The sequence below is a fragment of the Micromonospora sp. NPDC050980 genome (assembly GCF_040653835.1).
Taxonomy (GTDB): domain Bacteria; phylum Actinomycetota; class Actinomycetes; order Mycobacteriales; family Micromonosporaceae; genus Micromonospora.
Map to the genome: position 1 here is coordinate 35,940 of NZ_JBFAGS010000010.1, position 26,130 is coordinate 62,069.

The window sequence follows — 26,130 nt, forward strand, 5'->3', positions numbered from 1 at the left end:
CGGCCGGTCGACCGGCGTCGTCGGTCAGCCGGTGTCGGCGACCAGCTCGACCTCGTACCCCTGGTTGTCGGTGAGGTAGGCGGCGTAGCTGTCCGGGCCGCCCGCGTGCGGGTGCCGGTCCGGGAACAGCAGCGCCCACCCGTGCTCGGCGGCGGCGGCGACCAGGCGGTCCACGGCGGCCGGCGGGCCGGCGTGGAAGGCCAGGTGGTTGAGGCCCGGCGCGCACCGGTCGTGGGTCCGGCCGGTGAGCGCCGGGGACTCCTCCAGCACCAGGTAGGTGGGCCCGTACCGCCAGGAGGCGCCGGCCGGCCAGTCCTGGTAGGGCGTCCAGCCCAGCTCGCCGAGAAGCCAGCCCCAGGCACGTCTGGCCGCCGCCAGGTCGGGTACCCACACCTCCACGTGGTGCAGGCCGCCGACGGTCAGCGCTTACCGCCCGGCACCCATAGCACATCGCCGCCCGGATTGGCCGTTCTTGACAGGATGAACAGCAGGTCGGAGAGCCGGTTGAGATACTTCGCCGGGAGGGTGCTGGTCCGGTCGGGGTCGTGGGTGACCAGCGCCCATGCCGCACGCTCGGCGCGCCGGGCGGTCGTCCGTGCCACGTGCAGCAGTGCCGCGCCCGCGGTGCCGCCGGGGAGGATGAAGGAGTCGAGCTTGCTCAGGCGCGCGTTGTACTCGTCGCACCAACCTTCGAGGCGCTCGACGTACTCCTCGGTGACCCGCAGCGGCGGGTACGCCGGGTCCGGCTCCACCGGCGTCGCGAGGTCCGCGCCGACGTCGAACATGTCGTTCTGCACGGATTCCAGCACGCTTCGCAGTTCGTCCGGGAGTTGCCCGAGGGCGAGCGCGACACCGATCGAGGCGTTGCACTCGTCCACGTCCGCGTACGCGGTGATCCGCGGATCGGTCTTCGGCACCTGCTCGTTGTTGCTCAGCCTGGTCATGCCGGCGTCGCCGGCCTTGGTGTAGATGCGCGTGAGGTGGACGGCCATGACGCACAGCCTACGGATACCGGACCTGACCGTCCCGGTGCGGCCGGACCGGCCGACCGCGGTGGGGCCGGGTGACGCCGGCGACCCGGCGCTCAGCGACGTCGACGTCATCCGGGTGAGCGGGAACGCCCGGTTGGCCGGCACCGTGCACGTGGTGGGCGCGAAGAACTCGGCGTTGAAGCTGATGGCCGCCGCGCTGCTCGCGCCCGGCCGCAGCGTGATCACCAATGTGCCGCGGATCACCGACATCGCGATCATGGGCGAGGTCCTGCGGCGGCTCGGTTGCGGCGTACGCTTCGGCCCCGACGACCCGGTCGACCCGATGGTGGCCGGGGGCGGCCGGGAGCGGTCCCGTTCGGTCGTCATCGACGTGCCGGACCGGCCCGGCGCGGAGGCCGACTACGACCTGGTTCGCCGGCTGCGGGCGTCGATCTGCGTGCTCGGGCCGCTGCTGGCCCGCCGCGGTCACGTGCGGGTGGCCCACCCGGGCGGCGACGCCATCGGCTCGCGCGGCCTGGACATGCACATCGCCGGGCTGGCCCGGATGGGCGCGGAGATCTCCGGCGAGCACGGCTTCGTCATCGCCGAGACGCCGGACGGCCTACACGGCGCGGACATCGTGCTGGACTTCCCGAGTGTCGGCGCGACCGAGAACCTGGTGATGGCGGCGGTGCTGGCCCGGGGCGCCACGACGATCGACAACGCGGCCCGGGAGCCGGAGATCGTCGACATCTGCACCATGCTGAGCGGGATGGGCGCGCGGATCTCCGGCGCCGGCACGTCGACGCTGCACATCGTCGGCGTACCCGACCTGCGCCCGGTCCGGCACGCCACGGTGGGCGACCGGATCGTCGCCGGCACGTGGGCGTTCGCCGCGGCGATGACCCGGGGCGACGTCACCGTGACCGGGCTCGACCCGGCCTACCTGGAGGTCGCGCTGGACAAGCTGGTCTCGGCCGGCGGCCTGGTGGAGACCCGCGGCGACGCCTTCCGGGTACGGATGGACGACCGGCCGGCGGCCGTCGACGTGGTCACGCTGCCCTACCCGGGCTTCGCCACCGACCTGCTGCCGATGGCGATCGGGCTGGCCGCGGTCAGCGACGGCGGCTCGCTGATCACGGAGAACATCTTCGACGGCCGGTTCATGTTCGCCAACGAGATGATGCGGCTCGGCGCGGAGATCCGCACCGACGGCCACCACGCCCTGGTCTGCGGCCGGGAGCGGCTTTCCGGCGCCCCGGTGCGCGCCACCGACATCCGGGCCGGCGCCGGCCTGATCATCGCCGGGCTCTGCGCCGACGGGGTGACCGAGGTCTCGCACGTGCACCACGTCGACCGGGGCTATCCGGACTTCGTGGCGGACCTGCGGGCGCTCGGCGTCGAGGTGGAGCGCGGCACCGCGCCGGAGGAACCGGACCTGGCCATCTGACGGCCCTTACCCCTCGTTAAGTAATGTTCTCCGGGACAGTCGAGAAACGGGCGAGGGAGAAGCAGATGGCGGGTCGACTCGCGGTCGTCGGTGCCGGGTTGATGGGCTCGGGCATCGCCCAGGTGGCGGCGCAGGCGGGCTGGCAGGTGACGCTGCGCGACGTCGACGACGCGGCCACGAAGCGGGGCGTCGACGGCATCCGGAAGTCGCTGGCGAAGTTCGCCGAGAAGGGGAAGATCGAGGCGTCCGACGTCGAGGCGGCGCTGGGTCGGATCACCCCGACCACCGACCTGGAGGCGGCGGCCGACGCGGACATCGTGGTCGAGGCGGTCTTCGAGAAGATCGAGATCAAGCACGAGGTGTTCCGCGCGCTCGACAAGATCTGCAAGGCGGACGCGGTGCTGGCCACCAACACCTCGGCCATCCCGGTCACCCAGATCGCCACCGCCACGCAGCGCCCGGAGTCGGTGGTCGGCACCCACTTCTTCTCGCCGGTGCCGATGATGAAGCTCTGCGAGCTGGTCCGGGGCTACAAGACCAGCGACGCGACCATGGACACCGCCCGGTCGTTCGCCGAGGAGATCGGCAAGACCGTGGTGGTGGTCAACCGGGACATCGCCGGTTTCGTCACCACCCGGCTGATCTGCGCGCTGGCGATGGAGGCGGTCAAGCTGGTCGAGTCCGGCGTGATCTCCGCCGAGGATCTGGACACGGCCTGCAAGCTGGGTTTCGGGCACGCCATGGGCCCGCTGGCCACCGTCGACCTGACCGGCGTCGACGTGCTGCTCAACGCCACCCGCAACATCTACACCGACACCGCCGACGAGAAGTTCTTCCCGCCGGAGCTGCTCCAGCGCATGGCCACCGCCGGTGACCTGGGCCGCAAGACCGGGCAGGGCTTCTACCCGTACTGAGCACGGCTACCGCCCCGGACGACTCACGTCCGGGGCGGGGTGAGCGCGGCGCCGAGCAGCGCGAACGCGTCCGGGATGACGGTGCCCCAGTAGCCGAAGTTGTGCCGCCCGTCGGCCCAGGCGGCGCGCACCGGGCGTTCCGGCAGCGCCCGGGCCAGCGCGCGGACGTCGCGAAGGAAGTTGTCCTGTCGGCCGCACCACAGCCCGACCGGGGTGCCACGGAGCTTGTCCGCCCCGGTGAAGACCGCGTCGCCGGGGCGCACCGCGGGGGAGAAGGCCGCGGCCATCCGCAGCCATTCCGGGTACGTCTCGGCGAGCAGCAGCGCCCCGAAGCCTCCCATCGACCAGCCCCACACGGCGACCCGGCTGCTGTCGAAACCACGCCGGGCACACCAGGCGGGCACCTCCTCGCGCACCATCCGCTGCGGGTCGTCGTCGCCGGACGGTCGCCAGGAGAGCCGGCCGCCGGTGGCGCCGGCGAGCGCGAACGGCGGGGCGCCACGGCGTACCCCGTCGGTGAGGAAGCGGGCCAGCCCGAACCGGCCGTAGTCGCGCGGGGTGGCCGAGGCGCCGTGCAGGACCAGGCAGATGGGTAGGCCCCGGCCGTCGCCGTAGCCGTCGGGCACGGCGGTCCAGAAGTCCACCTCCCGGCCGCGGGCGGCGGAGGCGATGCGGATCAGCCGCTCGTCTCCGGCCGGCGCGTCCGGCAGGGCCGGGGCCGGCCCGGGTCGAGGCGCGGACAGTTGCCGGGCGGCCAGACCGCCGACCAGCGCACCGCCGGCGATCCCCCCTGCGGCGGTCAGCAGCGTCCGCCGGCTCAACGTGCGTGCCATGCCGGCGAGTGTGCCACCTGAGTGTGAGAAGGGGCCCCTTCTATACGCCAGGCGTTAACAAGGGGCCCCTCCTTTCACCCTCAGCCGTCGCGGCGGGTGGTCCAGCGGAAGGTGGTGAGGCAGAGGATCAGGCCGATCACGCACCACAGGCCGAGCACCAGCGCCACCTTGCCCAGCTCGAACGAGCCGCCCGGCTCCTGGGCGCCGAAGCTGTCCGGCAGGAAGACCGAGCGCAGCCCCTGGCACATCCACTTGAGCGGGAAGAGCGCGGCGACCTGCTGCATCCAGGTGGGCAGGCTGGTGAAGACGAAGAACACGCCGGAGATGAACTGGAGGACCAGCGCGACCGGGGTGACCACGGCCGAGCCGCTGCGCGCGGTGCGGGCCAGCGACGAGATGGCGATACCGCAGAGCGTGCAGGCGGTGACGCCGAGGACGGCGACCCAGCCGAACGTCAGCCACGTGGCGGCGGTCTGCGGCAGGTCCAGGTCGAACAGCGCGACCGAGACGGCGAGCAGCAGCGCGGTCTCGGCGATGCCGATGACCACCACCATGATCACCTTGCCGGCGAACCAGACCCACTTCGGCATCGGCGTGCCCCGGTAGCGCTTGAGCACGCCCCGGTCCCGCTCGATCGGGATCCAGATGCCGAGGTTCTGAAAGCTCACCGTCATCAGGCCGGTCGCGATCATGCCGGTGATGAAGTATTGCGTGTAGCTGACGCCGGGGGCGATCTCGTCGCTGAAGATCGCCGCGAAGATCAGGATCATGATGATCGGGAAGCCCATCGTGAACACGACGGACTCCCGGCTGCGCAGAAACTGGGTGATCTCCAGTCGACCCTGGCGCAGCGCCAACGCGCCCGGGCCGGGCCGCCGGGCCGACGCGGCGGCGGCGACCGGGGCCGCCGGCTTCGTGGTGGTGGTCATGGGTGTCCGATCATCCGCAGGTAGACGTCTTCCAGGGTCGGCCGGGTCACCGCCAGGCCGGGGACCTCGCCGCCGAAGCGCGCGGCCAGCTCGGCCACCAGCGCCGTCGGCGTCGCGGTCTGTGCCGACTCGGCCACCCCGTCCGGGGTACGCCAGGAGACGGTCGCCAGCGACTCCTGCCGGTTGCCGAGCCGGTTTGGTGGCGCGACCTCCACCACCCGACCGGCGGCGATCACGCCGACCCGGTCGGCGAGCGCCTCGGCCTCGTCCAGGTAGTGGGTGGTGAGCACGATCGTGGTGCCGGCGGCGGAGAGGTCCCGGATCAGCTCCCAGAACTCGCGCCGGGCCTCCGGGTCGAAGCCGGTGGTCGGCTCGTCGAGGAAGAGCAGCTCGGGGCGGCCGATGATGCCCAGCGCCACGTCCAGGCGGCGCTTCTGCCCGCCGGAGAGCGTGTGCGTGCGCGCCCTGGCCTTGGCACCCAGCCCGACCCGCTCGATCACCTTGGCCGGGTCGTCGGCGTCGGGGTAGAAGCCGGAGAAGTGCCGGACCACCTCGCCGACGGTCAGCTCGTCGAACTCGCCGGTGCCCTGGAGCACGATGCCGACCCTTGAGCGCCAGTCGGCGTCGGGACGGGCCGGGTCGACGCCCAGCACCCGGACCTCGCCGGCGTCGCGGTGCCGGTAGCCCTCCAGGATCTCGACCGTGGTGGTCTTGCCCGCGCCGTTCGGGCCGAGCAGGGCGAACACCTCGCCCCGGTGGACGTCCAGGTCCACCCCGGCCACCGCGACGTTGTCGCCGTACGTCTTACGCAGTCCCCGGACGGAGATCGCGAGCTGCTGGTCCATGCCTTAAGTGTGCGTCCTGCCGTCGGCCGCCGCGGTCCCGGGTTCGCTATATACGCGAGGTATACACCCGGTGTATTGTCGCTGCATGACGGTTCCCCTGACCCTGCTCGGCCTGCTCGAACGCGAGCCGAGCCACGGCTACGACCTGAAGCGTGACTACGACGCCTTCTTCGGGCGCGGCAAACCGCTGCCCTACGGGCAGGTCTACTCGACGCTCAGCCGGCTGGCCCGCGACGGCAAGGTGGTGATCAGCGAGGTCGAGCCCGGCGCCGGCCCCGACCGCAAGCGCTACGTCATCACCGACCGGGGCGCCACCGAGGTCGAGCACTGGCTGACCGAGCCGGTCGAGCCGGAACCGCACCTGCAGACCGTGCTGTTCGCCAAGGTCGTGCTCGCCCTGATGCTCGGCCGCCCGGCCGAGGAATACCTGGACACCCAGCGCGCCGCGCACCTGCGCCGGATGCGCGAGCTGACCGAGGTGAAGCGGGCCGGCGGCCTCGTCGACCTGATGCTCGCCGACCACGGCCTCTACCACCTGGAGGCCGACCTGCGCTGGATCGAGATGGCCGGCGCCCGACTGGACGCGCTACGGAAGGCGGTGCGGCGATGACCGTGACCATCGAGGCCCGGGACGTCACGTTCGCGTTCGGCGAGACCCCGGCCCTGCGCGGCGCAAGCCTGGCTGTGGAGGCCGGTGAGGTCGTCGCGGTGATGGGCCCCAGCGGCTCCGGCAAGTCGACGCTGCTGCACTGCCTGGCCGGCATCCTGGTGCCCGATTCCGGCGAGGTTCGCTTCGGTGACGTGCGGCTCGACGCGCTCGGCGAGGCGGAGCGCAGCGCGCTGCGCCGCGACCGCTTCGGGTTCGTCTTCCAGTTCGGCCAGCTCGTCCCGGAACTCACCGCGGCGGAGAACGTCGCGCTGCCGCTGCTGCTCGGCGGCGTCCGGCGCGCCCCGGCGCTGCGGTCCGCCCGCGCCTGGTTCGAGCGGCTCGGGCTGGGCGGCCTGGAGCACCGCCGCTCCGGGGAACTCTCCGGCGGGCAGGCCCAGCGGGTGGCGCTGGCCCGGGGCCTGGTCGCCCGGCCGCAGGTGCTCTTCGCCGACGAGCCGACCGGCGCGCTCGACTCGCTCACCGGCGAGGAGGTGATGGACCTGCTCGTCGACACCGCCCGGGAGCAGGGCACCACCGTCGTCCTGGTCACCCACGAACCGCGCGTCGCCGCGTACGCCGACCGCGAGGTCGTGGTGCGCGACGGCCGGATCAACGCGCCGGCCGGGGTCGCCTCGTGATCGCGCTCGCGCTGCGCCTGGCCGTCGCGGGCGGGCGGGAGGCGCTCGTGCGGCTGGCCGCCATCGCCGCCGCCGTCGCGATCGGCACCGGGCTGCTGCTCACCACCGTGGCCGGCGTGCACGCCACCAACGCCCAACTCGGCCGGTACGCCTCGATGTATCCGCAGGAGACGGCGGGCGGCGCCGCCGACCCGCTGCTCTGGTCGACCCGGTTCGACTACTTCCACGGCACCCAGATCCAGCGCGTCGACGTCGCCGCCACCGGGCCGACCGCGCCCACCCCGGTCGGCGTGCCGCGGACGCCCGGCCCCGGCGAGTGGTACGCCTCCCCGGCGCTGCGGAAGCTGTTGGCAACCACCCCGGCCGACCAGCTCGCCGACCGCTATCCCGGCCGCGACCTCGGCCCCGTCGGCCCGGCGGCGCTCACCTCGCCGGAGAGCCTGCTCATCCTGGTCGGCGGCACTCCGGAGCAGGTGGGGGCGCTGGACCGGGTCCGGAAGGTGACCCGGGTGGCCGGCAACGAGGCGCCGCTACCGGAGACCGCGATCGACCTGATCCTCGGCGTGGTGGCCGGCGGGCTGCTCTTCCCGGTGCTCATCTTCATCGGCACCGCGACCCGGCTCGGCGCCGCCCGCCGGGAGCAACGCTTCGCCGCGATGCGCCTGGTCGGGGCCACCCCACGACAGATCTCGGTGGTCGCGGCCGTGGAGGCGACACTCGCCGCGGCGGCCGGCGCGGCGGTCGGCTTCGCGCTGTTCCTCGCGTTCCGCCGCCAGCTCGCCGCGATCCCGTTCACCGGCCTGCCGTACTTCCCCGGTGACCTCACCCTCGGCGTGCCGGACGTGTTGGTGGTGGCGCTCGGCGTGCCGGCGGGCGCGGCGGTCGCCGCTCGGATCGCGTTGCGCCGGGTGCGGATCTCCCCGCTCGGTGTCACCCGGCGGGTGACACCGAGGCCGCCGCGGGCGTACCGGCTGCTCCCGCTCGTGCTCGGTTTCGCCGGGCTGGGCCTCGGCCTGCTCTACCGCCCCGACACCGGCGACGGCCAGACCGCGCTCTTCCTGCCCGCCCTGCTGCTGGTGATGACCGGGCTGGTCACCGGCGGACCCTGGCTGACCATGGTCGCGGCGCGGGCGATGGCCGCCCGCGCCGGGCGGCCGGCCACGCTGATCGCCGCCCGCCGGCTCGCCGACAACCCGGCCGCCGGCTTCCGGGCGGTCAGCGGCGTGATGCTCGCGTTGTTCGTCACCACCGTGGCGGTCGGCATCATGGGCACGATCGCCGCCGAGCGCGGTCCCGCCCCCCGGGGTTCGCTGGAAGCCGGCCGGCTGTCCTTCTGGCTGGGGGAGGACGCGCAGGTGCCCGCCACGCTGCCGGCCGACCTGGCCGCGGTCCCCGGCGTGCGCAACGTCGTGGTCATCCGGGAGAACCCGGTGCCGGGCGCGGGCCACGACTACGGGGTGATCGCCTGCGCCGACATCCCGGCCGCCTACGGGCGGTGCGCCGACGGGGCGAGCGTCGCCGAGGTGGCGGAGGACCTGATCCCCTGGCGGGAGTCCGCCTCGGCGGACCGGGTCTGGCCCGCCTCCGAGGTCGCCCCGGCGGCCCTCCCGCGGCTGCCGGCGGGTTCGCTGGCGGTCGACGCGGACGGTCCGGTCGCGATCGAGCGGGCCCGAACGATCATGGAGGCCGCGTTCCCCGCCTACCGGGTGGCTCCGAACGTGCCCGGTGAGTTCGAGGCCGACTTCGCCAACACGATGCGGGGCTGGCAGCGGTTGGCAGACGTGGTGGTGGTGTCCAGCCTCGCGCTCGCCGGGTGCAGCCTGGCGGTCGCCGTGGCGGCCGGCCTCAGCGAGCGGAAGCGTCCGTTCAGCCTGCTGCGGCTCAGCGGCGCGCCGGTGCGGCTGCTGCGCCGGGTGGTGGCGCTGGAGAGCGTGGTGCCGATGCTGACCGTCGCCGCGGTCGCGGTCGGGATGGGGCTGGTCGCCGCGCACCTGTTCCTGCGCGCGCAGATGCACTACGACCTGCGGCTGCCCGGGCTCGGGTTCGCCGCCGTGGTGGCCGTCGGGCTGCTCGGCTGCCTCGCCGTCATCGCCGCCACGCTGCCGCTGCTGGAGCGCGTCACCGGTCCGCAGACCGCGCGCAGCGAATGAGCGCGCGCCAGGTGGGCCGGCCACACCCGGAGCCCCGGCCGGCCCACCGGCGCAGCCATCCAACTGTGCGGTTTTGCACAGCCGCTTTTACTGAACGGTAACTTAGACTCCGGCCATGGACGACGCGATGCCGGGACGCCTGCCGGAGCGGGACCGCCCGTGGGTGATGCGCACGTACGCCGGGCACTCCTCCGCCGCGGCCTCCAATGCGCTCTACCGCCGCAACCTGGCCAAGGGGCAGACCGGGCTGTCGGTCGCGTTCGACCTGCCCACCCAGACCGGGTACGACCCGGACCACGAGCTGGCCGCCGGCGAGGTGGGCCGGGTCGGGGTGCCGGTGGCCCACCTCGGCGACATGCGCGCGCTCGTCGACGGCATCCCGCTGGCCGAGATGAACACCTCGATGACGATCAACGCGCCGGCCATGTGGATGCTGGCGCTCTACGGCACGGTCGCCATGGAGCAGGGCTGGACCGCCGACAGGCTCTCCGGCACCACGCAGAACGACATCATCAAGGAGTACCTGTCCCGGGGGACGTACATCTTTCCCCCGGCGGCTTCCCTGCGGCTCACCGCCGACGTCGTCGCGCACACGCTGAAGACGATGCCGAGGTGGAATCCGGTGAACATCTGCTCCTACCACCTCCAGGAGGCCGGCGCCACGCCGGTGCAGGAGGTCGGGTTCGCGCTGGCCACCGCCGTCGCCGTGCTCGACACGGTGCGCGACTCCGGGCAGGTGCCGGCCGAGCGGATGGGCGACGTGGTCCAGCGGATCTCCTTCTTCGTCAACGCCGGGGTGCGCTTCGTCGAGGAGATCGCCAAGATGCGCGCGTTCGGCGCGCTCTGGGACGAGATCACCCGCGAGCGGTACGGCGTGACCGAGGCCAAGCAGCGCCGGTTCCGCTACGGCGTGCAGGTCAACTCGCTGGGCCTGACCGAGGCGCAGCCGGAGAACAACATCCAGCGGATCGTGCTGGAGATGCTCGGCGTCACGCTCTCCCGGGACGCCCGGGCCCGGGCCGTGCAGCTGCCCGCCTGGAACGAGGCGCTCGGCCTGCCCCGCCCGTGGGACCAGCAGTGGTCGCTGCGCATGCAGCAGGTGCTGGCGTACGAGTCGGACCTGCTCGAATATCCGGACCTGTTCGACGGCTCGCACGTGATGACCGCGCTCGTCGACGACATCGTCACCGGGGCCCGGGTCGAGCTGGACAAGGTGCTGGAGATGGGCGGCGTGGTGACCGCCGTGGAGTCCGGCTACCTCAAGAGCGCGCTGGTCGCCTCGCTCGCCGACCGGCGCCGGCGGATGGAGTCCGGCGCCGACGTGGTGATCGGCGTCAACCGGTTCACCGAGACCGAGCCGTCTCCGCTGACCGCGGCCGGCGCCGAGGCGATCGAGCAGGTGGACCCGGCCGTCGAGGCGACCGCCGTGGACGGCGTACGCGCATGGCGGGCCGGGCGGGACGCGGCGGCCGTGGACGCGGCGCTGGACCGGCTGCGCGCGGACGCCGCGACCACCACGAACCTGATGCCGGCGACGCTCGCCTGCGTGGCTGCGGGCGTGACCACGGGGGAGTGGGCGGGCGCGCTGCGTCAGGTCTTCGGCGAGTACCGGGCGCCGACCGGGCTGTCCGGGGCGGCCGGGGCCGGCGGCGACGCGGGCCTCGCGGCGGTCCGCGAACGGGTCGCCGCCACCGCCCGGGAGCTGGGCAGCGGCCGGCTGCGCCTGCTGGTCGGCAAGCCGGGGCTGGACGGGCACTCCAACGGCGCCGAGCAGATCGCGGTGCGCGCCCGCGACGCCGGCTTCGAGGTGATCTACCAGGGCATCCGGCTGACCGCCGGGCAGATCGTGGCCGCCGCGGTGGAGGAGGACGTCGACCTGGTCGGCCTCTCCGTGCTCTCCGGCTCGCATCTGGCCGCCGTGCCGGCGGTGCTGGACGGGCTGCGCGCCGCCGGGCGGGGTGACCTGCCGGTGGTGGTGGGCGGCATCATCCCGCCGGCCGACGCGGAGGCATTGCGGGCCGCCGGGGTGGCCCGGGTGTTCACGCCGAAGGACTTCGCGCTCACCGGCATCATCGACGAGCTGGTCACCGTCATCCGCGAGCGCATGTAGGGCGGGATCCGGCCCGGGACGGCGAGGAAAAGCCTAAAGTCGGGGCAAGACACCACGGAAGGGCGGAAAAATGACCGCGTCTTTGGAGATGCCCCGGGTCCAGGAGTGTGCCGTCCGGTCCTGCGCCTACAACCACACGAACGACTGCCACGCGTTCGCCATCACGATCGGCAGCAGCGACCACGCGCACTGCCACACCTACGTGGACATGCCGGTGCGCGGCGGCATCGCGCAGTCGACCGCCCAGGTGGGCGCCTGCACGCGCTCCGACTGCCAGCACAACTCCGACCTGGAGTGCCACGCCCCGGCCATCACCGTCGGCCCGGACATGGACCTGGCCGACTGCATGACCTACCGCAGCCGCTGAGCGGTCCCCGGCAACGGGTAAGCGGCGGGTGACGCGGGCCGGGCGCGGCCCCGGTCAGACGCGGAAGCCGGCCGCCCGGGCGGCGGCGCGTTCCCGGCGGCGTTCCCCGCGTCGGCGGAACAACCAGACGACGAACGCCACCAGGCCGACCGCGAACACCAGCACCAGCACCGGCAGCAGGATCGCCACCACCGACATGATCACGCTGGTGGCGTCCTCGGCGGTGCTCGCCACCGGTGCGCCGAAGCCGGCAGTGGTCGCGTTGACCACCGGCCGGGCGGCGGCCTTGAGCAGGTGCACGCCGAGCGCGATGAGCACGCCGACCACCACCGGCACCCACTGGTGGGTGGAGAAGAACGTGTCCGGGTCGCTCACCGTCACCGTCTCCGACCCGGACCCCGCGCCGAAGGCCAGACCACCCGCGGTCGGCCGGACCACCGTCTGCACCATGTCGTTGACGTGGTCGACCACCGGCACCTTGTCGGCCACCACCTCGACCGCCAGCAGCACGGCGAGGATCAGCAGCACCCAGCCGTTGCCCAGCCACTGCCAGCCGCTCGGCAGCTCGATCAGGTCGGTGTAGCGGGCCAGCAGGCCCATCAGCATCAGCGGGATGTAGGCGTTGAGGCCCGCCGAGGCGGCGAGACCGGAACCGGTGAGGACTTCGAGCACGATCTCAATATGGCACCGGTGCGCCAGTGGCGCTCGTCGGCGCCGGCCGGGGCCTCGGCTACCCTCGTCGGGTGCGGTTGGTCATTGCGAAGTGCTCGGTGGACTACGTCGGACGACTCTCGGCTCACCTGCCGCCGGCCACCCGGCTGCTCATGGTGAAGGCGGACGGCTCGGTCTCGATCCATGCGGACGACCGGGCCTACAAGCCGTTGAACTGGATGAGCCCGCCGTGCCGGCTGGAGGAGGCGCCCGGCGTGTGGCGGGTGGTCAACAAGGCCGGCGAGGAGCTGCGCATCACCCTGGAGGAGATCTTCCAGGACACCTCCTACGAGCTGGGCATCGACCCCGGCCTGCGCAAGGACGGCGTCGAGGCGCACCTGCAGGAGTTGCTCGCCGCCAACCCGGGGACGCTGGGCGAGGGCTACACGCTGGTCCGCCGGGAGTACATGACCGCGATCGGTCCGGTCGACCTGCTCTGCCGCGACGCCGACGCCGGCGCGGTCGCGGTCGAGGTGAAGCGGCGCGGCGAGATCGACGGGGTGGAGCAGCTCACCCGCTACCTGGAGCTGATGAACCGCGACCCGCTGCTCGCGCCGGTCACCGGCGTCTTCGCGGCGCAGGAGATCAAGCCGCAGGCGCGGGTGCTCGCCACCGACCGGGGCATCCGCTGCGTGGTCGTCGACTACGACAAGCTGCGCGGCATCGAGCGCGACGAGCTGACGCTGTTCTAGCGCTTCCGGCCGTACATCAGCTTGGCCACCCTGACCAGGCGGGCGACGTCGGCCGGGGTGCGTTCGAACGTCATCGACGGCAGCAGCGAGCGGGCCCGGCGGCGGGTGACCGCCTTGGGGCGGCCGAACTCGCGCAGCCCGTCCTCGCCGTGGATGCGCCCGAAGCCGGAGTCGCCGGTGCCGCCGAACGGCAGCGTCGACATGCCGGCGAACGTCAGCGCCGAGTTGACCGAGGCCATCCCGGAGCGCAGCCGCCGCGCCACGGCCACCGCCCGCGCCCGGCCGAAGACCGAACCCCCGAGGCCGTACGGCAGCGCGTTGGCCCGCTCGACGGCCTCGTCGACGTCGCGGACCCGGCCGACGGTCAGCGTCGGGCCGAACGTCTCCTCGCGTACGGCGGCGGAGTCCTCCGGCACGTCGACCAGCACGGTCGGGTGCACGTACGGCGGCTGGACCGCCTCCGGGCCGCCGAGCACCGCGCGGCCACCCCGGGCGACCGCGTCGTCGATGTGGCGGCGGATGACGTCGATCTGGGACGGCATGGTGATCGGGCCGAGGTCGGCCCCCTCGGCGCCCACGGTGAGCCGGCCGGCCTTCGCCACCACCTTGTCGACGAACGCGTCGAAGACCTCGTCGACCGCGTAGACCCGTTCGATGCCGATGCAGGTCTGGCCGGCGTTGGTCAGGCCGCCCCACACGGCCGCCTCGGCGGCGGCGTCCAGGTCGGCGTCCGAGTCGACGATCATCGCGTCCTTGCCGCCGGCCTCCAGCAGCACCGGGGTGAGCGTCTCGGCGCAGGCCGCCATCACCTTCTTGGCGGTGGCGGTCGAGCCGGTGAAGGCCACCTTCGCCACCCCGGAGCGGCACAGCGCCGCGCCGACGTCGCCCAGGCCGTGCACCGCCTGGAACACCTGCTGCTCCGGCACCACCTCGGCGAACCGGTCGACCAGCCACTGGCCCACGGCCGGGGTGTACTCGCTGGGCTTGAAGACCACCGCGTTGCCGGCGGCCAGCGCGTAGGCGACGGAGCCGATCGGGGTGAAGACCGGGTAGTTCCACGGACCGATCACGCCGACCACGCCGTAGGGCTGGTATTCCAGGTGCCCGGTGAACTCGGCGAGGATCAGCCGGGAGCGGACCCGCCGGGGGCCGAGCACCCGGCGGGCGTTGCGCGCGGCCCAGTCGATGTGCTCCAGCGCGGTGAGGATCTCGACCACGGCGTCAGCGACCGGCTTGCCGCCCTCGGTGTGCATCAGCTCGGCCAACTCCTCGATGCGCCGGGCGAGCACGCCGCGCCAGCGCTGGAGCCGGTCCCGCCGGCCGGCGAAACCGAGCCCCGCCCACCAGTCGGCGGCGGTGCGGGCCGACTCGACGGCGGCGCGCACGTCCGTCTCGGTGGACACCGGAAGCCGGCCCGCCTCCGCGCCGGTCGCCGGGCTGGTCGACACCAGCCGGCCGTCGGAGATGAGCGGGGCCCCGGGGACATGCACGGCGGTCATGACCGCAGTCTAGACCCGAACATTACTCGCCGGTAGGTGTCGTGGGCCCGCACGCTGCGCGTACCGATCATTGTCGCATTGACGATGATTAATGGCCGATCGCGCCCTTCCCGCCCGTCCGAACGGCGAACAGGAGGTGACCGCCCGGGGTCACGGGGGTGACCGCGCGGCGGTGGGAGCCACTACGGTGAGGTGGCAGGCTGACGCCGCGGGGCGATGTGGGGTGGAGGTCGACTGTCCATGGAGGAGCATCCTGAGCTGATGCCGTTGCTGACGGTGTCCGGCGGGGCGATGCGCGGGCTCAGTTTCCGGGTCGGACGCGGCGTGCAGGTGATCGGCCGGGCGCCGAACGCCGACGTGGTGCTCGCCGACCCGCACCTGAGCCGCCGGCACGCCAGCGTCCAGGCCACCGGTGAGGGGGTGGTGCTCACCGATCTCGGCTCCACCAACGGGACCTGGCTCAACGACCGGCGGATCACCGGCAGCGTGCCGATCTCCGACGGCGACGTGGTCCGGCTCGGTCGCACCGACCTGCGCCTCTACGACCCGGGTGTGGCCCGCACCGATCCGGTCGGGATGAGCTTCGGTCGCCCGCGCCGCGATCAGCGGCCCACCCTGCCGCTGCCCGTCCCGGCGCCGCGGCAGCCGATCGAATCGCGCGAGCCACACCCCGTCGACGCCGGCTGACCCACCCCCACTCCCTCACCCCCCTCACCCCCCTCGCCCCTCATTCACGGAAAGAGTGGCCATCCGGGCTCGAATGCCCACTTTTTCCGTGAAACAGCGGCGGGGCGGGCGGGTGGGGGTGTGGGGGGTGGGCACATGGGTTTTGGGGGCGGGGCGTGGAAGCATGCGCTGATGCGAAGCGCGCGGCACACGATCCAGGCGAACGGCGTCACCCAGGCGGTCCGGGTGGCCGGACCGCCCGACGGCGTGCCGGTGCTGCTGGTGCACGGCAACGTCTCGTCGTCGGCGTTCTGGGAGCCGTTGCTGCCCCGGCTGCCGGAGACGCTCCGGGTGGTCGCGCCCGACCTGCGCGGATACGGCGAGACCGACACCGCGCCGGTCGACGCCACCCGGGGCCTCGGTGACTTCGCCGACGACGTGTCCGCCCTGCTCGACGCCCCCGGGCTGTTCGCGCCCGGCGCCCGGCCGGTGGTGGTCGGGCACTCGCTCGGTGGCGGGGTGGCGATGCGGCTGCTGGTCGACCACCCGGAGCGGGTGGCCGGGCTGCTGCTGGCGGCGCCCGTGTCGCCGTACGGCTTCGGCGGCACCCGGGACCTCGACGGCACCCCCACCACACCCGACTTCGCCGGCACCGGCGCGGGCGGGGCCAACCCGGACTTCGTGGCCCGGCTCGCCGCCGGTGACCGGGGCGCCGACGGCCCCACCAGCCCGCGCAACGTGCTGCGCGCCGCGTACGTGGCCGACCCGGCGTCGCTCGGCGACCACGAGGACCTGCTGCTGGAGAGCATGCTCACCACCGCCACCGGGGACGACAACTACCCCGGCACCGCGGTCGGCTCGGCCGCCTGGCCGGGGACCGCCGCCGGGCGGCGCGGCGTGCTCAACGCGCTCGCCCCGGCCCACTTCCGGCTCGCCGACGAGCTGGTCGCCGCGCCGGTCAAGCCGCCGGTGACCTGGGTACGCGGCGACGCCGACGTGATCGTCTCGGACACCTCGCTGTTCGACCTGGCGTACCTCGGTCAGCTCGGGATCGTGCCCGGCTGGCCCGGCGCGGACGAGTGCCCGCCGCAGCCGATGGTCGGCCAGACCCGCGCGGTGCTGGACCGGTACGCGGCGGCCGGGGGAGCGTACCGGGAGGTGGTGCTGCCGGGCTGCGGGCACAGCCCGCACCTGGAGCGGCCGGCCGAGTTCGTCGCCGAGCTGCTGGCGCTGGCCGGGGTGGCCGCGCCCGCCTGAGGTGGGGGTGCGTGAAATATCCCACGGCGTCTCGACAACACAGCGTCACGTGGCAGACTCCGGCGCATAACCTTAGCGGCCGTTCATGTCGGCAACGGCGGAGTCAACCGAGGGAGGCCGGGCGTGGCGCGCGAGTTCACCAGGGTGGGTGTGGTGGGGCTGGGCACCATGGGTGCCGGCATCGTCGAGGTGTTCGCCCGCAACGGCCTCGACGTGACCGCGGTGGAGATCTCCGACGCCGCGCTGGAGCGGGGCCGGGCCACGTTGACCGGCTCCACCGACCGCGCCGTGGCCAAGGGCAAGCTCGCCGAGGCCGACCGGGACGCGCTGTTGTCGCGGGTCGACTTCCGGGTCGGGCTGGAGGCTCTGCACGACGTGGACCTGGTGATCGAGGCGGTGCCCGAGCACCTGGACCTGAAGCAGCGGATCTTCGCCGAGCTGGACCGGGTCTGCAAGCCCGAGGCCATCCTGGCCACCAACACGTCGTCGCTGAGCGTCACCGAGATCTCCGTCGCGACCACCCGGCCGAACCAGGTCATCGGCATCCACTTCTTCAACCCCGCCCCGGTGATGAAGCTGGTCGAGGTCGTGCGCACGGTGGTCACCTCGGCCGAGGTGGTGGCCGACGTGGAGGCGCTCTGCGAGCGGCTCGGCAAGGTCGACGTGACCATCAGCGACCGGGCCGGGTTCATCGCCAACGCGCTGCTCTTCGGCTACCTCAACCACGCGGTCGGCATGTTCGAGGCCCGTTACGCCACCCGTGAGGACATCGACGCCGCGATGAAGCTCGGCTGCGGCCTGCCGATGGGCCCGCTGGCGCTGATGGACCTGATCGGCCTGGACACCGCGTACGAGATCCTCGACACGATGTACCGGCGCGGCGGCCGGGACCGCCGGCACGCCCCGGCGCCGCTGCTCAAGCAGATGGTCACCGCCGGGCTGCTCGGCCGGAAGTCCGGGCGCGGCTTCTACACCTACGAGCGGCCGGGCTCGCCCAGGGTCGTACCCGACGAGCACACGCCGGTCGCCGCGGAGGTCGCGGCTGCCGACGGCGCCCGGGTCGTGGCCAAGGTCGGCATCGGCCACGCGAGGAGTGAGCTTGCGAGCCCCGCAGTCGTGGCCAAAGTCGGGGTCGTCGGGTCGGGAACCATGGCCACCGGCATCATCGAGGTCTTCGCCAAGGCCGGCTACGAGGTCATCTCGGTGACCCGGGGCGCGGAGAAGTCCGCGAAGGTCTGCGAGGCGCTCAAGACCTCGCTCAACAAGGGCGTGGTCCGGGGCAAGCTCGCCGAGACCGACCGCGACGCCGCGCTGGGTCGGATCACCTGGTCCGCCACGCTCGAGCACCTCGCCGACGTCGACCTGGTGGTCGAGGCCGTGGTCGAGGAGCTGAGCGTCAAGAAGGCGCTGTTCGCGAGCCTGGACGAGATCTGCAAGCCGGGCGTGGTGCTCGCCACCACCACCTCCTCGCTGCCGGTGATCGACGTGGCGATGGCCACCCAGCGACCGGCCGACGTGATCGGCCTGCACTTCTTCAACCCGGCGCCGATCATGCCGCTGGTCGAGATCGTCCGCACCATCCGCACCTCCGCCGAGACGTCGGCCACCGCCCGCACGGTCTGCGCGGCGGTGGGCAAGACCGGCGTGGTGTGCGGCGACCGCTCCGGCTTCATCGTCAACGCGCTGCTCTTCCCGTACCTGAACGACGCGGTGAAGATGCTGGAGGCCAACTATTCCACGGCCGACGACATCGACTACGCGATGAAGCTCGGCTGTGGCTACCCGATGGGCCCGTTCGAGCTGCTCGACGTGGTCGGCCTGGACGTCTCGCTGGCCATCCAGCGGGAGCTCTACCTGGAGCTGCGCGAGCCCGGCTTCGCCCCCGCGCCGCTGCTGGAGCACCTGGTCACCGCCGGCTACCTGGGCCGCAAGAGCGGCCGGGGCTTCCGCGATCACACCAACCGCTGACCGGGTCGACGACCCGCGCCGGTGACGGCGTCATGAGGGTGTGACCTTCGAGGAGTACGTCGGCAGCCGGGGCCCGGCCCTGTTGCGCCTGGCCCGGCTGCTGACCGGCGACGCGCACCGCGCCGACGACCTGACCCAGGCGTGCCCGTGCCAAGATCGCCGGGGGCGGCCGTAGGCTGGTAATCGTGAGTCCCCGTCGTAATCGGCCCCGCCGGGAAGAAGAAGGCGCCGGGCTGGACACCGAGCGTGCCCGGCACGGCGTGCCGACCGTGCAGCGGTGGCGCGACGGCGACTGGCAAATACGCGGGATCAGCGGCGGCGCGTCCACCAAGACGTACCGCTGTCCCGGCTGCGACCAGGAGATCCGGCCGGGCGTGCCGCACCTGGTGGCCTGGCCGGCCGACGACCGGGGCGACCTGACCGACCGCCGGCACTGGCACAGCGGGTGCTGGCGGGCCCGGGACCGGCGCGGACCGAACCTCCAGCGCGGCCGGGGTGCGCCCCGCCACGGCTGAGCGATCTGGATCACCAGGTTCCCGCCCCAGCGGGCGGCGCGGCGCGCCACGCGGGAGACTGGCACGGTGAGCACTGCGATTCGCGCGTCGTCGGTCCTGCCCGGTCGCCGGGAGGACATCGAGCTGCACACCGCCGACGGGCTGACCCTCGTCGGTGAGCTGGCCCGGCCGCTGGAGCGTGCGCCCGCCGCCACCCTGGTCTGCCTGCACCCCCTGCCCACGCACGGCGGGATGATGGACAGCCACGTGTTCCGCAAGGCGGCGTGGCGGTTGCCCGCGCTGGCCGACCTGGCCGTGCTCCGGTTCAACACCCGGGGCACCAGCAGTGTCCGCGGCACCAGCGAGGGGGCGTTCGACAACGCCGTCGGCGAGCGGTTCGACGTGGCCGCCGCGATCGAGTACGCCGAGTTCCACGAGTTGCCGAACGTCTGGCTCGTCGGGTGGTCGTTCGGCACCGACCTGGCGCTCAAGTACGGCTGCGACCCGGCGGTGGCCGGCGCGATCCTGCTCTCCCCGCCGCTGCGCTTCTCCGCACCGGCGGACCTGACCGTCTGGGCCGAGTCGGGCAAGCCGCTCACCGCCCTCGTCCCCGAGTTCGACGACTACCTGCGCCCGGCGGAGGCCCGCGAGCGGTTCGCCGCCGTGCCGCAGGCCGAGGTGGTCGGCGTGGACGGCGCCAAGCACCTCTGGGTCGGTGACGCCGAGCGGGTGCTCGACGAGATCGTCCGGCGGACGGCCCCCGGCGTGCCCCTGCCGCTGCCGACCACCTGGGACGGCCCGATGGAGACCGGCGACGTCAGCGCGTACGCCGACCGCACGGTCGCCGCGTTCGCCGACACCCCGGTCCCCGGCCCGGCCCAGCGCCGCGCCGAGTAGTGCCTGAGCGCGCGTCCTGTCGGGGCAGCACCACCTCGCGCAGGATCAACTGCAACGCGGCCACCTCGTTGACTGACACCGCCCGACGCATGATCTTCGGGTAGCGCAGGTAGTTCTCCACCTGCTGGTGGACCAGGAAGAACACCAGGCAGGCGACGCCCACCGGCAGGTCGGTGGCGAGGCCGACCAGGGTCATCACCACCGCGCCCAGGGTTGCGCCGATCTGCGGGATCAGCTCGGTCACCGCCACCACCACGGCCAGGGCGAACCGATGCCCTCCCGGCTCCCGGTCGGCCGGTCCGAGCGACTCGCGGCGGGTCGGTCGGCGTGTCCGAGCGGCTAGCGGCGGGTCGGTCGGCGTGTCCGAGCGGCTAGCGGCGGGTCGGTCGGCCGGTCCGAGCGACTCGCGGCGGGCCGCATGTCGCCGACGCCATGGCCCGCTGCCCGCAGACTAGCCGCCGTCGTCCGCCCCGACCATCCCTGCGCCACCTCGCGCTGTCGCCCCGGATGCCGTCACCCGTTCCCGGTCGTGCCAGCAGCGCCCGGCGGAGGGGCCGCCGGATGGCGCCGTTCCGGCGAGCCGGTGTGGATCTCGTCTCGCCGGGCACGACCGAACCCAGATCGCGGGACAGGCGGCTCGGATGCAGCCGTACCGTTCCACTCGCGGCCGTGCTGGCGCGCGGGTGGAACGCCATGGTTGTCTCAAGCGCCTGGAGACAGCCGTGCTGTTCCACTGGTGGGCTCGCTGGCGTGCTGGTGGAACGCCATGGTTGTCTCAAGCGCCAAGGGGCAGCCGTGGTGCTTCATTCGGAGGCGAGGCGGTCGCCGCCGGCCCGCCGAGTGGGGTGGACACCGCGGGCGCCGAGGGCCGGTCACCCGCGCTGGCGGGTCAGTCCTTGTCGACGGTGACCGCGCTGGGCTTGGCGCTGCGCTCGTCGGTGGTGGGCTTGGTCGGGCGCTTGCCGTTCTCGCCGGTGCTAGTGATCTTCGTGGGAGTGGCGCCCCGGCCCCCCTCACCCGGCACGGCGGCCACGGTGGGCTCCCCGTCGACGCCCGCGCCGACGGCCGAGTCCATCGTCGTCACCGGCTCGGCGATCGGCTTCACCTGCCCGGCCCCCGCCGGCTCGCCGGTCGACCGGTTCACGCCCTTGTCCGGCCCGGGGCCGTCGGCCGTCACCGCGGCGCTGCCCTTCGCCGCACCGTTGGCGGCGGTGGCGAGGTCACCGGGGTCGACCGGGGTCGCCGTGATGCCGGCCGCGTCGGCATCGCGGCGCAGCGCCGTGAGCCGGTTCTCCAGGTCGTCGGACTCCTGCCGGGACCGCCACGTCTCGGTGCGCAGGTCGGCCAGCTCCTGCTGCGCCTTGGCGATCTCCAGCATCACCTGCGCCAGCTGCTGTCGGCCGGCGGCCACCTCCTGCTGGGTGGCGGCGAGGTGCTGCTGGGTGGTGGCCAGGTGCTGCTGCGTCGTGGCCGCGTACTCCTCGAACTGGCGACGTGAGGCCGCGACGTGCTCGTCGGCCTTGCGGCGCTGCTCGGTGGCGCTCGCCTCGGCCCGGCGCAGCAGCTCGGCGGCCTCCAGTTCGGCCTGCTGCCGCATGGTGAGCGCGTCGGACTCGGCGGCCTGCCGGATGCCCGCGGCGTCCCGCTCGATCTCGTCGCGCCGGGTCGCGTACGCCTGCTCCAGTTCCTCGTGCCGAGTGGTGTGCTGCTTGTCGAGCTCGTCGCGACGCCTGGCGAACTCCTGCTCGGCGGCGGCGCGGCGTTGGGCCAGCTCCTTCTCCGCCTTCTCCCGCTGCCCGGCCACCTCCTTCTCCACCCCGGCCCGCCACGCGCCCAACTCCTGCTGGGTCGTCGCCCGGGACTGCTGCACGTACGCCTCGGTCTCGGTGCGCATCCGCTGCACGTACGCCTCGACCTCGGCGCGGTTGCGCTTGCCGGCCTCGACGGCCTCGCCGGTGAGCCGGTTGGCCTCGGTGCGGGCCCGGCCGCGGGTGGCCTTGGCGGCCTCCTCCGCGTCGTCCACGATCTTCTTGGCCTCGGCGAGCGCCTTGGCGTGGGTGGCCCGGCCAGCCTCGGCGGCGGCGTCGGTGAGCCGCTTGGCCTCCTGCTGGCCCTTGGCGTGCACCTCCTTGGCCGCCTCGCGCAACTGGTTGGCCTCCTGCTGGGCCTTGGCCAGCGCCTCCTTTGCCGACTCACGCAGCCGGGCGGCCTCCTGCTGGGCGCGGGAGTGGATCTCCTTGGCGGTGTCCCGTAGCTGGGTGGCCTCCTGCTGTGCCTTGGCCAGCGCGTCCTGGGCGGTCCGGCGCAGCTTCTCGGCCTCGTCCTGAGCTGCCGTACGCAGCTTCGTGGACTCGTCCTTGGCGGCCTTCAGCGTGGCCTCCGCCTCGGCCTTGCGCGCGGCGGTGTGCCGCTCCTCCTCGGCCCGGCGCGCGGCGAGCGCGATCTCGAAGTCCTTGAGGGCCTGCGCGGCCTGTTCCCGGGCCTCCTCGACGATGTGCTCGGCGGCGGCCCGGCGGGCCTCGATCTCCTCGTTGGCGGCGGCGAGAATGTCGTCGGCCTGCTCCTCGGCCATGGTGAGGATCTGCTCGACGCGGGGACCGAGGTGCCGGAACGAGGCGCGGTCGACCACGCCCACGTGCTTGCGCACCTGGGCGAGGTCGCGCTGCAACACCTCGACCTGGCCGGCCAGCTTGTGGATCTGGGTGTACGCCTGCTCCCGCTCGGTCGTCAGCGCCGCGATCTCGTGCTCCGCGCGGGCGACATAGCGGTCGACCTGTCGTTTCTCATATCCCCGCAGCGCGGACTCGAAGCTGGGTTCCGTGGTCACGTCCCCGCCGAGCGCGAACAGTTCCTCGCCGTGCGACATGCCCCCATCCTCACACGCATCCGGCTCTGTGGGGGCGATACGGACGCCCCTTCTGGGACCTACTTCACCCTCGTGGCGAAACGGGCCGGAGAAAGCATGACGGCGCGGAGTGACCCCGGGTCACCGGTGTCACTCCGCGCCGCGGCTCATGCCCCGTCAGCGGGTGGTGCTCAGCCGGCCGACTCGGCCGTGACCTTCTGCCCGGCGGCGTCGCCCTTCGGCGCGTCGCCCTTGTTGCCGCCCGCCGGCACGCCCGGCACGATGCCGGCCAGGCCGGAGAGCATCTGCCCGAGCTGCGACGTCACCGCGTCCTTCTGCCGGGTGAGGTCCTCGACCTCGCGGCGAGCCGCCTGCGTGGTCAGCTCGGCCTCGGTGCGGGCCTCGTTGAGCACCCGCTGCGACTCGGCCCGGGCCTCGTTCAGCGTCTTGTCGGCCAGCGCCTTGGCCTTGTCGACGGTGTCGTTGGCGGTGCGCTCGGACTCGACCCGACGGGCCTCGGCCCGCTGCTCGATCTCCTTCGCCCGCTCCTGGGCGGCCCGGGCCCGCTGCTCGGCCTCGTTGACCATCTTCTGGGTCTGGCTGACCTGGGCAGCGTGCCGCGCCGACTCCTCGCGCTCGGCCTTCTCGCGTCGCTCGGCGAGCTGGAGCTCCAGGGCCTGGAGGTCCTTGTCGCGCTTGTCGCGCGCGTCGGTGAGCAGCTTCGTCGCCTCGGCCCGCTTCTCCTCGGCCTCACGGGCGGCCTTGGCCCGCTGCTGGGTGATCTCCCGCTCGGCGGTGGCGCGCAGCGTGGCGACCTCCCGCTCGACAGTCGACTTCAGCTCGGCCACCTCGTGCGCGGTGACCGTACGCAGCTGCTTGGTCTCCCGGTCGGCGTCGGCGCGCAGCGTGTCCGCCTCGCGGCGGGCCTGCACCCGCACCTCGGCGGCCTCGCGCTCGGCGGCGGTGCGGACGCTGCCGGCCTCGCGCTCGGCGGTGGCCTTCATGGCGGCGGCCTCGGCGCGCGCCTTGTCGGTGATCTCGCGGGCCTCCAGGCGGGCGGCGGAGAGGATGCCCTCCGACTCGCGCTTGGCCTCGTTGCGGTGGTCGTTGGCCTGCTCCTCGGCCAGCCGGAGGATCTGCTCGACCCGGGTGCCCAGGCCGGAGAGGGTCGGCCGGCTGTTCTCCTCGAGCTGCTTGTTGGTCTCGGTGAGCTTCTGTTCGAGCGCGCCCTGGCGCTGCTCGGCCTGGCGGAGGCGGCGCTGGGCGTCGTTCATCCGCTGCTCGGCCTCGGCGCGGGCCTGCTCGGACTGGCTCAGTGCGGCACTCAGCCGGCCGATGAAGTCGTCGACCTGGTTGGTGTTGTATCCACGCAGGCCAACGGTGAAATCGGGCTGTGAGTTCGCGTTATCGAAGAACGCAAGAGGGGAGGACTGCTGCTGGGGCATTGGGACATACTCGCAGACGCCCCAGGGTGGTTCGCAAGAGTGGTCGGCACCTTTCGCGTCCTCTTTACATGGTCAACTCGCCCCGGCCGGCGGGACCGGACCAACCGGCGATCTTGGCAGGTCCGGGCGCGGCGGGCGGCGCGGCGGCGGTGCCGGGAAAGGGCCGCGGGACATCGCCCGCGGCCCTTTGTCGGTACGACTGTCCGCACGCCGTTCGAATGGCGTCACCCTCGGCCGGAAAGGTAATCCGGCATCACCGTACGGTCAGTGCCCGCGGAACCGGTTGATCGCGCTTTCGTGCCGGGACCGCAGCTCGGTGTCCCGGACGCCGAGCCCGTCGGTGGGCGCCAGGCAGCGCACGCCGACCTTGCCCTGGTGCGCGTTGCGGTGCACCTCGTACGCGGCCTGGCCGGTCTGCTCCAGCGGATAGGTCCTCGACACGGTCGGGTGCACCTTGCCGAGCGCGACCAGCCGGTTGGCCTGCCACGCCTCGTGGTAGTTGGCGAAGTGGCTGCCGACGATGCGCTTGAGGTGCATCCACAGGTAGCGGTTGTCGTACTGGTGCAGGAAGCCGCTGGTGGAGGCGCAGGTGACGATCGTGCCGCCCTTCTTGGCGACGTAGACGCTGGCGCCGAAGGTCTCCCGGCCCGGGTGCTCGAAGACGATGTCCGGGTCCTCGCCGCCGGTCAGCTCGCGGATCCGCTCGCCGAAGCGGCGCCACTCGTCCTGGTCCTGCGTCTGCTCGTCGGACCAGAACCGAAACCCCTCGGCGGTGCGGTCGATGACCAGCTCGGCACCCATCTTCCGGCACAGCTCGGCCTTCTCCGGCGAGGAGACCACGCAGACCGGGATCGCACCGCCGTTGAGCGCCATCTGGGTGGCGTAGCCGCCCAGGCCGCCGGAGGCGCCCCAGATCAGCACCACGTCGCCCTGCTTCATGTTCGCGCCGTGGTGCGACACGAGCTGCCGGTACGCGGTGGAGTTGACCAGCCCCGGGCTGGCCGCCTCCTCCCAACTCAGGTGGCGCGGCTTGGGCATCAGCTGGTTGGCCTTGACCACGCACAGCTCGGCCAGGCCACCGAAGTTGGTCTCGAAGCCCCAGATCCGCTGCTGCGGGTCGAGCATGGTGTCGTCGTGGCCGGCGGCGTCCTCCAGCTCGACCGACAGGCAGTGCGCGACCACCTCGTCGCCGGCGGACCACCGGGTCACCCCGGGGCCGGTGCGCAGCACCACGCCGGCCGCGTCCGAGCCGACCACGTGGTACGGCAGGTCGTGCCGGCGGGTCAGCTCGGAGAGCCGGCCGTAGCGCTGGAGGAACTTGAACGTGGGCAGCGGCTCGAAGATGCTGGTCCACACCGTGTTGTAGTTGATCGCGCTGGCCATCACCGCGACCAGCGCCTCGCCCGGGCCCAGCTCGGGGGTGGGCACCTCCTGGACGTGCAGCGCCTTGCGCGGGTCCTTGTCCCGGGTGGCCATGCCGTCGAACATGCGGGTGTCCTCGGCGCGGACCACCACGCCGCGGTAGCTCTCCGGCACCGGCAGGCCGGCGAGGGCGGCGAGTTGCCGTTCCGGCTGCGCCGAGCCCTCCGCCGCCATGATCGCTTCAAGGATGTCCTGCACGGTGACCTCCCGTTCGTCAGCACCCGCACCGGGGGCAGGGGTGCTGCCATCGTCGGCGCCGGCGCGACGGGACCACCATGTCGACGATCGACACATCCGGCACCGGTCGCGCTCCTGTGGGGCCGGACGTTACTGAAGGGTAGCTTGGCTCGGAAGCCCTGTGTGAAAAACCGCATCCGC

At 73.0% G+C, this 26,130-nt stretch carries 23 protein-coding genes and 2 pseudogenes; 14 read left to right on the forward strand and 11 right to left on the reverse strand.

Features of this window, described 5'->3' with window-relative positions:
* Window positions 1-24 precede the first annotated feature (24 nt).
* Both AB0H28_RS17005 and AB0H28_RS17010 read right to left on the reverse strand, forming a co-directional pair.
* On the reverse strand, window positions 25-423 hold the full coding sequence (locus AB0H28_RS17005; RefSeq protein ID WP_358040850.1) for a VOC family protein: 399 nt from the start codon (window positions 421-423) through the stop codon (window positions 25-27).
* A complete protein-coding gene (locus AB0H28_RS17010) occupies window positions 420-992 on the reverse strand; it encodes a cob(I)yrinic acid a,c-diamide adenosyltransferase (RefSeq protein WP_358040372.1) in 573 nt (190 codons plus the stop codon). Before AB0H28_RS17010 ends, AB0H28_RS17005 begins: the two co-directional genes overlap by 4 nt.
* On the opposite strand from AB0H28_RS17010, the gene murA reads away from it, so the two are divergent.
* Both murA and AB0H28_RS17020 read left to right on the forward strand, forming a co-directional pair.
* On the forward strand, window positions 991-2,421 hold the full coding sequence (gene murA, locus AB0H28_RS17015) for a UDP-N-acetylglucosamine 1-carboxyvinyltransferase (RefSeq protein WP_358040375.1): 1,431 nt from the start codon (window positions 991-993) through the stop codon (window positions 2,419-2,421). The genes AB0H28_RS17010 and murA overlap by 2 nt on opposite strands.
* Window positions 2,422-2,486: 65 nt before the next feature.
* The gene (locus tag AB0H28_RS17020) at window positions 2,487-3,335 is read left to right on the forward strand and encodes a 3-hydroxyacyl-CoA dehydrogenase family protein (protein ID WP_358040378.1); all 849 of its coding nucleotides are present in this window, start codon (window positions 2,487-2,489) and stop codon (window positions 3,333-3,335) included.
* Between the two features lie 23 nt (window positions 3,336-3,358).
* Here AB0H28_RS17020 and AB0H28_RS17025 read toward each other — a convergent pair whose 3' ends face one another.
* From AB0H28_RS17025 to AB0H28_RS17035, 3 genes are all read right to left on the reverse strand, one after another.
* The gene (locus tag AB0H28_RS17025) at window positions 3,359-4,168 is read right to left on the reverse strand and encodes an alpha/beta hydrolase-fold protein (protein ID WP_358040382.1); all 810 of its coding nucleotides are present in this window, start codon (window positions 4,166-4,168) and stop codon (window positions 3,359-3,361) included.
* Window positions 4,169-4,248: 80 nt separating this feature from the next.
* A complete protein-coding gene (locus AB0H28_RS17030; protein WP_358040385.1) occupies window positions 4,249-5,097 on the reverse strand; it encodes an ABC transporter permease in 849 nt (282 codons plus the stop codon).
* A complete protein-coding gene (locus tag AB0H28_RS17035) occupies window positions 5,094-5,942 on the reverse strand; it encodes an ABC transporter ATP-binding protein (RefSeq protein ID WP_358040388.1) in 849 nt (282 codons plus the stop codon). The genes AB0H28_RS17030 and AB0H28_RS17035 overlap by 4 nt, the downstream gene beginning before the upstream one ends.
* Window positions 5,943-6,027: 85 nt before the next feature.
* Between AB0H28_RS17035 and AB0H28_RS17040 the strand changes: the two genes are divergently transcribed.
* From AB0H28_RS17040 to AB0H28_RS17060, 5 genes are all read left to right on the forward strand, one after another.
* Window positions 6,028-6,552, forward strand: a complete 525-nt coding sequence (locus tag AB0H28_RS17040) for a PadR family transcriptional regulator (RefSeq protein WP_358040391.1) — start codon at window positions 6,028-6,030, stop codon at window positions 6,550-6,552.
* Window positions 6,549-7,229, forward strand: a complete 681-nt coding sequence (locus AB0H28_RS17045; protein ID WP_358040394.1) for an ABC transporter ATP-binding protein — start codon at window positions 6,549-6,551, stop codon at window positions 7,227-7,229. Before AB0H28_RS17040 ends, AB0H28_RS17045 begins: the two co-directional genes overlap by 4 nt.
* Window positions 7,226-9,379 carry an FtsX-like permease family protein gene (locus AB0H28_RS17050; protein WP_358040396.1) on the forward strand — a complete coding sequence of 718 codons (2,154 nt, stop codon included), beginning with the start codon at window positions 7,226-7,228 and terminating at the stop codon, window positions 9,377-9,379. Before AB0H28_RS17045 ends, AB0H28_RS17050 begins: the two co-directional genes overlap by 4 nt.
* A gap of 115 nt (window positions 9,380-9,494) precedes the next feature.
* The gene (locus AB0H28_RS17055; protein ID WP_358040399.1) at window positions 9,495-11,489 is read left to right on the forward strand and encodes a protein meaA; all 1,995 of its coding nucleotides are present in this window, start codon (window positions 9,495-9,497) and stop codon (window positions 11,487-11,489) included.
* Between the two features lie 70 nt (window positions 11,490-11,559).
* Window positions 11,560-11,856, forward strand: coding sequence for a DUF1540 domain-containing protein (locus AB0H28_RS17060; protein ID WP_358040402.1), 297 nt, complete (start codon window positions 11,560-11,562; stop codon window positions 11,854-11,856).
* 54 nt (window positions 11,857-11,910) lie between these two features.
* On the opposite strand, the gene AB0H28_RS17065 is transcribed toward AB0H28_RS17060, so the two are convergent.
* Window positions 11,911-12,528 (reverse strand): DUF4126 domain-containing protein, encoded by a 618-nt coding sequence (locus AB0H28_RS17065; RefSeq protein WP_358040404.1) that lies wholly within the window; start codon window positions 12,526-12,528, stop codon window positions 11,911-11,913.
* Window positions 12,529-12,599: 71 nt separating this feature from the next.
* Between AB0H28_RS17065 and nucS the strand changes: the two genes are divergently transcribed.
* Window positions 12,600-13,259 carry an endonuclease NucS gene (gene nucS, locus AB0H28_RS17070; protein WP_358040407.1) on the forward strand — a complete coding sequence of 220 codons (660 nt, stop codon included), beginning with the start codon at window positions 12,600-12,602 and terminating at the stop codon, window positions 13,257-13,259.
* Here the strand turns inward: nucS and AB0H28_RS17075 are convergent.
* Window positions 13,256-14,758, reverse strand: coding sequence for an aldehyde dehydrogenase family protein (locus tag AB0H28_RS17075; RefSeq protein WP_358040410.1), 1,503 nt, complete (start codon window positions 14,756-14,758; stop codon window positions 13,256-13,258). The two genes, nucS and AB0H28_RS17075, sit on opposite strands and share 4 nt — an antisense overlap.
* 240 nt (window positions 14,759-14,998) lie before the next feature.
* Between AB0H28_RS17075 and AB0H28_RS17080 the strand changes: the two genes are divergently transcribed.
* The 6 genes and pseudogenes from AB0H28_RS17080 (at window position 14,999) to AB0H28_RS17105 (ending at window position 20,040) form a co-directional block, all read left to right on the forward strand.
* A complete protein-coding gene (locus AB0H28_RS17080; RefSeq protein ID WP_358040413.1) occupies window positions 14,999-15,445 on the forward strand; it encodes an FHA domain-containing protein in 447 nt (148 codons plus the stop codon).
* A 171-nt stretch (window positions 15,446-15,616) separates the two neighbouring features.
* Window positions 15,617-16,681: an alpha/beta hydrolase gene (locus tag AB0H28_RS17085; protein ID WP_358040416.1), complete on the forward strand. Its 1,065-nt coding sequence runs from the start codon at window positions 15,617-15,619 to the stop codon at window positions 16,679-16,681.
* A gap of 123 nt (window positions 16,682-16,804) precedes the next feature.
* Window positions 16,805-18,649 (forward strand): 3-hydroxybutyryl-CoA dehydrogenase, encoded by a 1,845-nt coding sequence (locus tag AB0H28_RS17090; protein WP_358040419.1) that lies wholly within the window; start codon window positions 16,805-16,807, stop codon window positions 18,647-18,649.
* A 40-nt stretch (window positions 18,650-18,689) separates the two neighbouring features.
* Window positions 18,690-18,788, forward strand: a pseudogene (locus AB0H28_RS17095) (SigE family RNA polymerase sigma factor); the annotation flags it as partial.
* 46 nt (window positions 18,789-18,834) lie between these two features.
* Window positions 18,835-19,164: a hypothetical protein gene (locus AB0H28_RS17100; RefSeq protein ID WP_358040422.1), complete on the forward strand. Its 330-nt coding sequence runs from the start codon at window positions 18,835-18,837 to the stop codon at window positions 19,162-19,164.
* Between the two features lie 66 nt (window positions 19,165-19,230).
* A complete protein-coding gene (locus AB0H28_RS17105) occupies window positions 19,231-20,040 on the forward strand; it encodes an alpha/beta hydrolase (protein ID WP_358040424.1) in 810 nt (269 codons plus the stop codon).
* Here the strand turns inward: AB0H28_RS17105 and AB0H28_RS17110 are convergent.
* The 4 genes and pseudogenes from AB0H28_RS17110 to ccrA form a co-directional block, all read right to left on the reverse strand.
* Window positions 19,961-20,308, reverse strand: a pseudogene (locus tag AB0H28_RS17110) (AI-2E family transporter); the annotation flags it as partial. The gene AB0H28_RS17105 and the pseudogene AB0H28_RS17110 overlap by 80 nt on opposite strands.
* A 621-nt stretch (window positions 20,309-20,929) precedes the next feature.
* A complete protein-coding gene (locus AB0H28_RS17115) occupies window positions 20,930-22,906 on the reverse strand; it encodes a hypothetical protein (RefSeq protein ID WP_358040427.1) in 1,977 nt (658 codons plus the stop codon).
* 170 nt (window positions 22,907-23,076) lie between these two features.
* Entirely contained in the window at window positions 23,077-24,330 is a 1,254-nt protein-coding gene (locus AB0H28_RS17120; protein ID WP_358040430.1) for a DivIVA domain-containing protein, read from the reverse strand.
* 264 nt (window positions 24,331-24,594) lie between these two features.
* The gene (gene ccrA, locus AB0H28_RS17125; protein ID WP_358040433.1) at window positions 24,595-25,950 is read right to left on the reverse strand and encodes a crotonyl-CoA carboxylase/reductase; all 1,356 of its coding nucleotides are present in this window, start codon (window positions 25,948-25,950) and stop codon (window positions 24,595-24,597) included.
* Between the last annotated feature and the right edge of the window lie 180 nt (window positions 25,951-26,130).